Origin of the sequence: Acidovorax sp. IB03, assembly GCF_016406015.1 — a bacterium.
Classification (GTDB): domain Bacteria; phylum Pseudomonadota; class Gammaproteobacteria; order Burkholderiales; family Burkholderiaceae_C; genus Acidovorax; species Acidovorax temperans.
In genome coordinates this window covers 84,015-94,511 of the sequence record NZ_JAEFCH010000014.1, presented here as the reverse complement: position 1 = coordinate 94,511, position 10,497 = coordinate 84,015, and the positions used below count along the sequence as shown (strand labels likewise).

Genomic DNA, 10,497 nt, shown 5'->3' with positions numbered 1-10,497 from the left:
CTGTGTTGTCCGACTTCACGCGGACCTTCACGTTGTAGTCCACCACGCGCTTGACGGGTACGAGAACTTTCATGGGAACGTCTTTCCTTGGTTTTTGTTGCTGGTGTGCGGGTGGCACATTGAGAGCGGCTGACAAAACTCGGCGAAGCGGCCCTGGCTAGGCGTTCCGCCGCAGACAGTACAAACAGTACGACAAGGCGGAACAACGACGCCAGGGGAGTTTTGGGAGCTGCTCTTACTCGTTCGAGATGCCCTTGTCGCGGATGACAGCGCCCCACTTGGCGTAGTCGCTCTTGATGCGCTGGGCCATCTGGTCAGGCGACTGGAAGGCGGCGATGGCACCGGCGGTGAGCAGCTTGTCCTGAATTTCCTTGTCGGCCAGGATCTGCTTGACCTCGCTGGCGATGCGGTCCACCACGGCCTTGGGCGTGCCGGGTGGCGCCATCAGGCCACCCCACGACACGGCTTCGTAGCCCTTGAAGCCCTGCTCGGCAATGGTCTTCACATCGGGCAGCATGGCCACGCGCTGGGGCGAACCCACGGCAATGGCGCGCAGCTTGCCTGCCTGGATGTGGGGCAGCGCTGCCACCAGGTCGGCATACATCAGCGGCACCTGGCCGCCGATGGTGTCGGTGATGGCGGGCACGCCGCCCTTGTAGGGCACATGCTGCATTTCAAAGCCGCCCATCTGCTTGAGCAGTTCCATGCTCAGGTGGCCAAAGCTGCCTGCGCCCGAGCTGGTGTAGTTGAGCTGGCCAGGCCGCGCCTTGGCGTGGGTGATGAGCTTTTGCACATCGGTCACCGAAGGCATCTGCGCGGGGTTGACGACCACCACGATGGGCAAGTCGTACACCGTGGCCACGGGCGTGAAGTCTTTCGTCGTGTCGTAGCCTGCCTTCTTGTAGAGGTGCGGCGCCAGCAGCGTGGGCGTGGCCAGCATCATCAGCGTGTAGCCATCGGCCGGACTCTTGGCCACCTGGGCTGCCGCGATGGAACCCGAAGCACCTGCGCGGTTTTCCACCACCACCGGCTGGCCCAGGCGCTCAGACAGGCGCTGACCGACGATGCGCGAGGCCGTGTCGGTGGGGCCGCCCGCCGGGAATGGCACCACCAGCTTGATCATCTTGGTGGGCCAGGCCTGGGCATGCGCCGGGGCCGTGCCCAGCAGACCGATGGCAGAGACTGCTGCAGTTGCGGCGAGCACCGCGCGGCGCGAAAAGGTGGCGGGGAAAAGGGATTGTTTTTTCATCAGGAATCCGTTTTTTCTACTTTCAGTTGTTGCGCTGGGCGCGCCCTATGCAAACGACGCTGCCCAAGCGCGGGCGGCCACGCAGGGGCAGCGGCTCCGAGGGCGTTAGTCGAGCTTTGCGCCAGAGACCTTCACCACCCGTTCCCACACAGGCGCATCTTTCTTGAACTGGGCGTTGAACTGCTCGGGGCTGCTACCCACGGGGATGAAGCCCATCTGCTGGATGCGCTCGCGCACTTCGGGCATGGCGATCACGGCCTGCAGCTCGGTGCCCAGGCGGGCGATCACTTCAGGGGGCGTCTTGGCAGGTGCGCTCATGCCAAGCCAGCCGGTCACCTGGAACACCTCGTCCTTGATGCCCTGTTCGGACATGGTGGCAACCTTGGGCAGTGCGTCCATGCGCTGCGTGCCGGTCACGGCCAAGGTCTTGAGTCGACCTGACTCGATATAGGGCCGAGCCGACTGCAGGCTGGCAAACGCCATCTGGAGCTGACCGCCCACCAAGTCTTGCAGCATGGGCGCCTCGCCCTTGTAGGGCACATGGTTCATGTCGGCCTTGAGCTTGTCCGAAAGCCACGCGCCGGCCAGATGAGCATACGAGCCCGCGCCCCACGATCCGTAGGCGACCTTGCCTTTGTTGCGGTCGATGTACGCCATCAGCTCCTGCGCGTTGGACACCGGCAGTTGCGGGGGCACCACCAGCACCACCGGCGCCAGGGCAATCTGCGTGATGAGGGCCTGGTCTTTTTGCGGCTGGTAGGGAAGGCGCTCGTACAGGAACTGGTTGATGAGCATGGTGGTGCCCAAAGACACCAGCAGCGTGTAGCCATCGGCAGGTGACTTGAGGGCGTGGTCGGTGCCGCTCACGCCGCCCGCGCCACCCCGGTTGTCCACCAACACGGGCTGGCCCAGGCGGGCCGAGAGCTTTTCGCCCAGAGCGCGGGCCGTGATGTCGGTCGCGCCGCCCGCCTGGTAGGGCACCACCAGCCGGATGGGTTTGCTGGGCCAGCCGTCTTTGCCCGCCTGGGCCAGGGCCGAGCCCAGCAGGCCCGTGCTGCCCAAAGCGGCCAGGCCTCGCAATACGCTGCGGCGGTGGATGTTCGATGTACGCATGTTTTGTCTCCTTGGGTTGTAGTGAAATCCGGCTGCAGCGCCCTATTTAAAAGCGCTAGCAGCTATTACTTATATAGCAATCAAAGCGGTGGCAGGGTCAGTACACCCTTGTCGCGCAGGGCTTGCAGCTCGGCCTCGGGCAGTTGCAGCAGCTGCTGCAGCACATCGCGCGTGGCCGCGCCCAGCGTGGGCGGCGCGTTGCGAATGGGCAGGCGCTGGCCGTCGAGCCGGTACGGCGGCGCGAACACATGCGTGGTGCCGGCCACGGGGTGAGGCATCTCTTGGAGCAGGCCGCCACGGCGTGTGCGTTCGCTGGTCAGCGCTTCATGCAAACCAGCCACCTTGCCGCAGGGAATGCCCGCAGCAGACAGGCGCTCCAGCAGCACATCGCGCGGGAAGCCGGCAATCAACTCCTTGAGCATGGGGCCCAGCACCAGGCGGTTCTTGGCGCGCTCCACATTGGTGGCAAAGCGGGGGTCTTCGACGATGTCGGGGCGCTGCACCACCTGGCGGCAGAACTTGTCGAACTGCGCGTTGTTGCCCACACCGATGATGAGCGGGCCATCGGCCGCGTCGTACATGCCGTAGGGCACGATGGACGGGTGCGCGTTGCCATAGCGCTGCGGGTCGTGGCCCAGCAGCAGGGCATCGAGCCCGTAATAGCCGGTGATCATCAGGCCGCAGTCGTACAGCGCCATTTCAATGTGGCGGCCCTTGCCCGTGCGTTCGCGGCGGAACAGCGCGGCCAGCACGGCCTGCGCGGCGTACATGCCGGTCATCATGTCCACCGCGGCCACGCCAAACTTCAGCGGCGGCTGGCTGGCTTCACCGTTGATGGCCATGAGCCCCGCCTCGGCCTGGATCACCAGGTCGTAGCCCGGCCGCTTGGCTTCGGGCCCCGAGCTGTCGTAGCCCGACACCGAGCAATAGATCAGATCAGGCTTGATGGCCTTGAGCTGCTCGTAGCCCAGGCCCAGTTTTTCGGCGCCACCGGTCTTGAAGTTCTGGACCACCACGTCGCACTGCGGCAGCAGGCTGTGGATGATCTTCACGCCCTCGGGCGTCTGCAAATCCACCGTGATGGACCGCTTGTTGCGGTTCATGCTGTTGTAGTAGGTGGTCTCGGTCTTGCCGATGCGCATGCCCCAGTCGCGGGTGTCGTCGCCCCGGCCGGGGTGCTCCACCTTGATGACATCGGCACCAAAGTCGGCCAGCACCTGGCCGCACAGCGGGCCGGCGAACACGCGCGAGAGGTCGAGCACGCGCACGCCTTCGAGCGGGAAGTCCATGCCCTCGGGCAGCGGGGGTGTCGGTGTTGTAGTGGTCATTTCGTAGTGTCGGGTTGGGTAGCGGCAGTGGCAGGAGCCTGGCGCAAGCGTGCGAAATCGGCCGGGCGCTTTTCCAGAAACGCAGCGATGCCTTCGCGGGATTCTTCGGTGGCCTGTGACAGCACCATCAGCTGCGCCTCCAGCTCCAGCTGGTCAGCCAGCGGCTGCGCGTAGGCGCTGCGGCACAGGGCCTTGATGTTCGCCATCGCGGTGTCAGGCCCGGTGGCTACCTGCGCAGCCAATGCCAATGCCTGCGTCAGCGCCTCACCCGGTTCGGCCAGTCGGTTGACCGGGCCGAGTGCATGCAGCCGCTCGCCCGAAATGCGCTCGCCCGTCAGGCACAGCTCGGTCAGCACCTGGCGCGACACGAACTCGGCCAGGAAGGCCGTGGCGCCACCATCGGGCGTGAGCCCAACCTTCACGTACGCGACCGAGAACACGGCGTTGCGCGCAGCCACCAGCATGTCGCAAGCCAGCGCCAGCGACAGGCCGGCACCGGCAGCAGCGCCCTCCACTGCGGCAATCACCGGCTTGCGGCAATCGCGCACGGCGCGGATCAGGTCGTGCAGGCCTTCGAGCTTGGCGCGGCGCTCTTCCACGGGCAGCTCGCGCCGCTTGGCCAACTGGCGCAAGTCACCGCCCGCGCAAAAGTGCCCGCCCTCGCCCGTGAGCACGATGGCACCCACGGTGGGGTCGGCCTCGGCCTGCGCCAGGGCCTCCGTCAGCGCCGCGTAGAACGCGGGCGACAGCGCATTGCGCGCCGCAGGGTTGTTGTTGGAGAGCACGAGCACCGCGCCCTCGCGGCGTTGCAGCAGAGGCAGTGGCTGCTCCATGGCTTCAGCTCCGACCAAGTTCAATGAAGCGCACCAGGTGGTGGTCTTCATCACCAAACTGGTGGTCCACCATGACCAGGCGCTTGGCGTAGTGCGACAGCGGCAGCTCCCATGTCATGCCGATGCCGCCGTGCAGCTGGATGCTTTCTTCAGCCACCAGCGCACCAATGCGGCCCATGGTGACCTTGGCGGCCGACAGTGCGCGCTCGCGCTCGGCGCGATCGTTGCTGTCCATGGCGGCCGCGGCATTGATGACGGCGGAGCGGGCCTGCTCCACTTCCAGCAGCAAGTCGGCCATGCGGTGCTGCAGGGCCTGGAAGCTGCCAATCGGCACACCAAACTGCTTGCGCGTTTGCAGGTATTCCAGCGTGTGCTTCTTGGCCACATCCATCGCACCCAGCGCTTCGGCACACACGGCCAGAATGCCCCAGCCCACGGCGCGCTCCAGCGTGGCAAAGCCCTGCCCTTCCGCGCCCAGCAGCGCACCCGCGCCGACTTGCACGTTCTGCAGCGTGACTTCGGCCACGCGGCCACCGTCGATGCGGCCCATGCCGCGGCGGGTGAGGCGCGCGGCATCGGCCGGCACCAGGAACAGCGAGATGCCGTCTTCATCGTCCACCGCGCCCGAGGTGCGGGCGCTTACCAGCAGCATCTGCGCCTGGTCACCATGCACCACCACCGCCTTGTGGCCGGTGAGCAGCCAGCCGTCGCCATTGCGCACAGCACGGGTCGTCACGCGGTTCAGGGCGTAGTGCGCACCAGGCTCTTCGTGCGCCAGAGTCACCACGGTGCTGCCGTCGATGATGCTGGCAATGTGTTCCTTTTGCGCTGCGCTACCGGCCAGGCCCAGCGCCCGGCCCACCACCAGTGCGCCCAGGAAAGGCTCCACCACCAGGCCGCCGCCCAGGGCTTCAAACACCACAGCCACATCAAAGCCTGCGCCACCAAAGCCACCATCGGCTTCGGGGAACAGCGCGCCAATCGCGCCCAGTTCGGCAAAGCGGGACCACAGGGCGGGGTCCATACCCTTGTCGCCGTAGGCAATGTGGTTGCGGGTTTCGATGCCGTACTGCTCGGCCACGAAGCGGTTCAGGGTGTCCGCCAGCATGCGGCGGTCTTCGGTATGTTCAAAGTTCATCGCGGCAACCTCACAGGCCCAAGATCATTTTTGAAATGATGTTCTTCTGGATTTCATTGGAGCCGCCAAAGATCGACAGCTTGCGGTAGTTGAAGTAGTTGGCGGCAGCCGTGGCAGCCTCTTTCGGGCCCACGGGTTCGTCGGCATAGCCTTCGTACTGGGCTTCTTCAATGAAGGGCAGCGCGTACGGGCCCACGGCGCGGCGCATCAGCGACAAAATTTCCTGGCGAATCTCGGTGCCGCGGATCTTGAGCATGGAGCTTTCAGCCCCCGGCACTCCGCCACCCGCCACGGCGGCAATCACGCGCAGGTTGGTGGTCTTCATGTTCTCCAGGTCGATCTCGACCTGGGCCATGCGGGCGGCAAACAGCGGGTCCTGGTCCAGCGGCTTGCCGTTTTTCATGACCTTGGCGGCAATCACCTGGAGCTTGGCCAGCGCGGCAATGCAAAAGCCCACGCCTGCGATGCCGGTGCGCTCGTAGGTCAGCAGGTACTTGGCGTACGTCCAGCCCTTGTTTTCCTCGCCCACCAGGTTTTCCACCGGCACCTTCACGTCGGTGAAGAACACCTCGTTGACTTCCTTGTCACCATCGAGCGTGCGGATGGGGCGCAGCTCTACGCCGGGCGACTTCATGTCCACCAGCAAGAAGCTGATGCCCGACTGCGCCTTGGCCTCACGGTCTGTGCGCACCAGGCAGAAGATCATGTTGGCGTGCTGGCCCTGCGTGGTCCAGGTCTTTTGGCCATTGACGATGTAGTGATCCCCCTGGCGCACGGCTGTGGTTTTCACCGAAGCCAGGTCCGAGCCCGCGCCAGGTTCGGAGTAGCCCTGGCACCACCAGTCCTCACCGCTCAGGATGCGCGGCAACCAGTATTTCTTCTGCGCCTCGTTGCCAAACTTGATGAGCACCGGGCCCAGCATGTTCACGCCAAAGGGCACGATGCGCGGGCCACCGGCCAGGGCGCATTCGGTGTCGAAGATGAACTTCTCGACAGCACCCCAGCCGGGGCCGCCATATTCCTCGGGCCAGTGGTTGGCCAGCCAGCCGCGTTCGTTCAGGATGGCGTGCCACTCGTCCTGGTCGGCCTTGGTCAGGCGCTGGCCAGCCTTGACCTTGTTGGCGATGCGTGCGGGCAGCTTGTCTTTCAGGAAAGCCTGCACCTCGGCGCGGAAGGCTTCTTCTTCAGGGGTGAAATTCAGGTCCATGTCGGTCGTCTGCTTCAGGAAAAAGTTGCGTTGTGTGGATCAGAAAATCTCGAACAGGCCGGCTGCGCCTTGGCCGCCGCCGATGCACATGGTCACCACGGCCCACTTCACGGAAGAGTCCTTGGCCTTGCGGCGCTGGCCTTCGAGCAGGATGTGACCGGCCAGGCGCGCGCCCGTCATGCCAAAGGGGTGGCCGATTGAGATGGCACCGCCGTTGACGTTGAGCCGCTCCATCGGAATACCGAGCTGGCGCTGGCAGTACAGGGCTTGCGAGGCAAAGGCCTCGTTCAGCTCCCACAGGGCGATGTCTTCGACCTTGAGGCCCGCGCGCTCCAGCAGGCGGGGCACGGCAAACACGGGGCCAATGCCCATCTCGTCGGGCTCGCAGCCCGCCACGGCAAAGCCACGGAAAGCGCCCAGGGCCTGCAGGCCACGGCGCTCGGCCTCTTTGGCTTCCATCATCACGCAGGCGGCCGAGCCGTCTGACAGCTGCGAGGCATTGCCTGCCGTGACGAACTTGCCCGCGCCCTTCACGGGCTCCAGCTTGGCCAGGCCCTCCAGCGTGGTGCTGGGGCGGTTGCAGTTGTCCATGGTGGCCACCACCTCGCGGTAGGTCACCTCGCCGGTGTCCTTGTTCTTCTCGGCCATAGTGGTTTTGCAGGGCACGATTTCGTTGTCGAACACACCGCTGGCCTGCGCGGCTGCGGTGCGCTGCTGGCTTTGCAGCGAGAACGCGTCCTGGTCTTCCCGCGTGATGCCGTAGCGCTGGGCCACCACATCGGCGGTGTCGATCATTTCCATGAACAGCGCAGGCTTGTGCTCGACCAGCCAGGGGTCCAGGTGCGATGCACCGCTGCGGCCGGCGGGGTTCATCAGCGAAATGCTTTCCACGCCACCCGCCACGATGGCCGGCACGCCTTCAAGCACGATGCGCCCGGCGGCCACGGCAATGGCCTGCAGGCCCGAGGAGCAGAAGCGGTTGATGACCGTGCCGCCCACGGTGACGGGCAGGCCTGCGCGCAGCGCCGTCTGGCGGCCAATGTTGCGGCCGGTGGTGCCCTCAGGGTAGCCGCAGCCCCAGATCAAGTCTTCGATCAGGCCGGGGTCAATGCCTGCGCGCTGCACGGCAGCCTGCACCGAGAAGGCACCCAGCTGGGCGCCAGGGGTTTGGTTGAATTCGCCGCGGTGCGACTTGGCCAGCGGGGTACGGGCGGTGGAAACGATGACGGCTTCGCGCATGGCGGGCTCCTGGGTGTGTGAGAGTGCTTTGTTTTTGATAGCTGCTGGCGCTTGATTCACGGGGCTTTCAGCATGAAAACCCTTTGAAATTATTGAAATACAAGCGCTGGCAGCTCCTGTTTTTGATGACCGCTGGGGCGATCAAGCCGCCTTGTTCAGGCTGTCGAAATTGCGGCCTTCGGCCACCAGTTGTTCCAGCAGCGGCGCGGGCTTCCAGAACAGCGGGTCTTCCTTGGCAAAGGCCTGGATGTCGGCCAGCACCTTGTCCAGTCCGGTCATGTCGGCCCACTTCATGGGGCCGCCACGGTGGCGCGGGAAGCCGTAGCCCGCGACGAAGGTCACGTCCACATCCAGCGGGCGCAGGGCAATGCCTTCGGCCACCACCTTGGCACCTTCATTCACCATGGCCGCCATGTAGCGGCGCATGATGTCGTCGGCACTGAAGCTGCGCGGCGTGATGCCTTTCTTGGCGCGCTCGGCATCCACAATGGCCAGCACTTCAGGGTCGGGCTGGCCTACGCGGGCGCCTTCGGGGTAGAGGTAGAACCCGCGCCCGGTCTTCTGGCCAAACCAGCCGCGCTCGCAGATGCGGTCGGCAATTTCCACGTAGCGGGCCTTGGGGTCGCGCGTGGCGGCGCGGCGCTTGCGCGTGGCCCAGCCAATGTCTCCACCGGCCAGGTCCGTCACCTGGAACGGGCCCATGGCAAAGCCAAAGCCGCGCACGGCCGCGTCGATTTCGTAAGGGCTGGCGCCGTCTTCCATGAGGTAGTCAGCCGCCTGCTTGTACACGGCCAGGATGCGGTTGCCGATGAAACCGTCGCACACACCGGCGCGCACGGGCACCTTCTTGAGCTTCTTGGCCAGCTCGAACGCCGTGGCCACCACGTCGGCCGCCACCTTGGCGGGCACCACGATCTCCAGCAGCTTCATGATGTTGGCGGGGCTGAAGAAGTGCAGGCCAATCACGTCCTGCGGGCGGCTGGTGGCTGCGGCGATGGCGTCGATGTCAAGGTAAGAAGTGTTGGTGGCCAGCACGGCACCGGGCTTGCACACGCGGTCCAGCTCGCGGAACACGGCCTTCTTCACCTCAATGTCTTCAAACACGGCTTCGATCACCAGGTCCACCTGGGCGATGTCGGCGTAATTGGTACTGCCGGTGTAGCGCGCCATCACGGCAGCCTTGGCGGCTTCAGTCATGCGGCCCTTGGCCACCAGGCCGTTGTAAACCTTCTCGACATTGGCACGGCCACGGGCGATGGACTCGGCATCGCGCTCGATCATGGTCACCGGCAGGCCGGCATCCAGCGCCGCCACGGCAATGCCCGCACCCATGGTGCCGCCACCGATCACGGCAACACTGGCCACGGGGCGTGGCTGCGCGGCCTGGGCTTCAGGCACCTTGGCCACTTCACGCTCGGCAAAGAAGGCGTGGATGAGGCCGGCGCGTTGGGGGCTGTCCAGGCATTCGATGAACAGCGCGCGTTCGCGGGCCAGGCCTTCGTCAAACGGCAGTTGCACAGCGGCTTGCACGCATTCGATGATCTTGAGGGGCGAAAACAGGCCACGCGCTTTCTTCGCGGTCTCGGCCTTTTGCTCTTCCAGCCAGGCCAGCGCAGCCTGAGGTTCGGCAATCGCCAGGTCACGGGTGCGGCGCACGGGGGCCTTGGCGGCGAGCAGTTCTCGCACATAGGCCAGGCCTGCGGCCTGCGCGTCGGCGCCTTCAACCAATTTGTCCACCAGACCAGCCTGCAGCGCAGCCTGGGCCTTGAGGTGCTGGCCGCTGAGCATCATGGCCGTAGCCCCCTGCACGCCCATCAGGCGCGGTGCGCGCTGCGTGCCGCCCGAGCCGGGCAGCAGGCCCAGGTTCACTTCGGGCAAGCCCACCGTGGCGGCGGGCAATGCCAGGCGGTAGTGGGCGGACAAGGCCACTTCCAGCCCGCCACCCAGCGCTGCGCCGTGCAGCACGGCCACCACGGGCTTGTCCGAGCCTTCGATGGCGCGGCAGACCTCGGGCAGTGCCGGGGGCACGGGCGGCTTGCCAAATTCGCGAATGTCGGCCCCGGCGATGAAGGCCTTGCCTGCGCCCACCAGCAGCACGGCGGCCACGGCCGCGTCGGCCTGCGCCTGTTGCATGGCGGCCAGCAGGCCCTGGCGCACGGCAGCGCCGAGGGCGTTGACCGGTGGGTTGTCGATGGTGACCACCAGCACGTCACCATGCAAGGCGGTGGTAACAACGGAAGAGGCGGAAGCGGCAGCGCCCATGCGGGGAGTCTCCTGGTCGGTGGCTGTTGATGACCGGGTGATTGTTGATGCGCGAAACTATCTTGACAATTACATAGTCCATTGACAGACTGTCAAAACGCTTTTGACAAAAGCGGCGCATGGCCTCA

8 protein-coding genes are annotated in these 10,497 nt (G+C 65.5%); all 8 read right to left on the bottom strand.

The features are described from left to right. Window positions 1–235: 235 nt before the first annotated feature. Window positions 236–1,249, bottom strand: a complete 1,014-nt coding sequence (locus IHV84_RS10280; protein WP_198846784.1) for a tripartite tricarboxylate transporter substrate binding protein — start codon at window positions 1,247–1,249, stop codon at window positions 236–238. A gap of 105 nt (window positions 1,250–1,354) precedes the next feature. After that, window positions 1,355–2,362: a tripartite tricarboxylate transporter substrate binding protein gene (locus tag IHV84_RS10275; RefSeq protein WP_198846783.1), complete on the bottom strand. Its 1,008-nt coding sequence runs from the start codon at window positions 2,360–2,362 to the stop codon at window positions 1,355–1,357. An 80-nt stretch (window positions 2,363–2,442) separates the two neighbouring features. Continuing rightward, a complete protein-coding gene (locus tag IHV84_RS10270) occupies window positions 2,443–3,690 on the bottom strand; it encodes a CaiB/BaiF CoA-transferase family protein (protein ID WP_198846782.1) in 1,248 nt (415 codons plus the stop codon). After that, the gene (locus IHV84_RS10265; RefSeq protein ID WP_198846781.1) at window positions 3,687–4,523 is read right to left on the bottom strand and encodes an oxepin-CoA hydrolase, alternative type; all 837 of its coding nucleotides are present in this window, start codon (window positions 4,521–4,523) and stop codon (window positions 3,687–3,689) included. The genes IHV84_RS10270 and IHV84_RS10265 overlap by 4 nt, the downstream gene beginning before the upstream one ends. 4 nt (window positions 4,524–4,527) lie before the next feature. Further along, window positions 4,528–5,661, bottom strand: a complete 1,134-nt coding sequence (locus tag IHV84_RS10260; protein WP_198846780.1) for an acyl-CoA dehydrogenase family protein — start codon at window positions 5,659–5,661, stop codon at window positions 4,528–4,530. A gap of 10 nt (window positions 5,662–5,671) precedes the next feature. Then, window positions 5,672–6,868, bottom strand: a complete 1,197-nt coding sequence (locus IHV84_RS10255; protein WP_198846779.1) for an acyl-CoA dehydrogenase family protein — start codon at window positions 6,866–6,868, stop codon at window positions 5,672–5,674. 39 nt (window positions 6,869–6,907) lie between these two features. Further along, window positions 6,908–8,107 carry an acetyl-CoA C-acyltransferase gene (locus tag IHV84_RS10250; protein WP_198846778.1) on the bottom strand — a complete coding sequence of 400 codons (1,200 nt, stop codon included), beginning with the start codon at window positions 8,105–8,107 and terminating at the stop codon, window positions 6,908–6,910. Between the two features lie 141 nt (window positions 8,108–8,248). Then, the gene (locus IHV84_RS10245) at window positions 8,249–10,369 is read right to left on the bottom strand and encodes a 3-hydroxyacyl-CoA dehydrogenase NAD-binding domain-containing protein (RefSeq protein WP_198846777.1); all 2,121 of its coding nucleotides are present in this window, start codon (window positions 10,367–10,369) and stop codon (window positions 8,249–8,251) included. Window positions 10,370–10,497 lie beyond the last annotated feature (128 nt).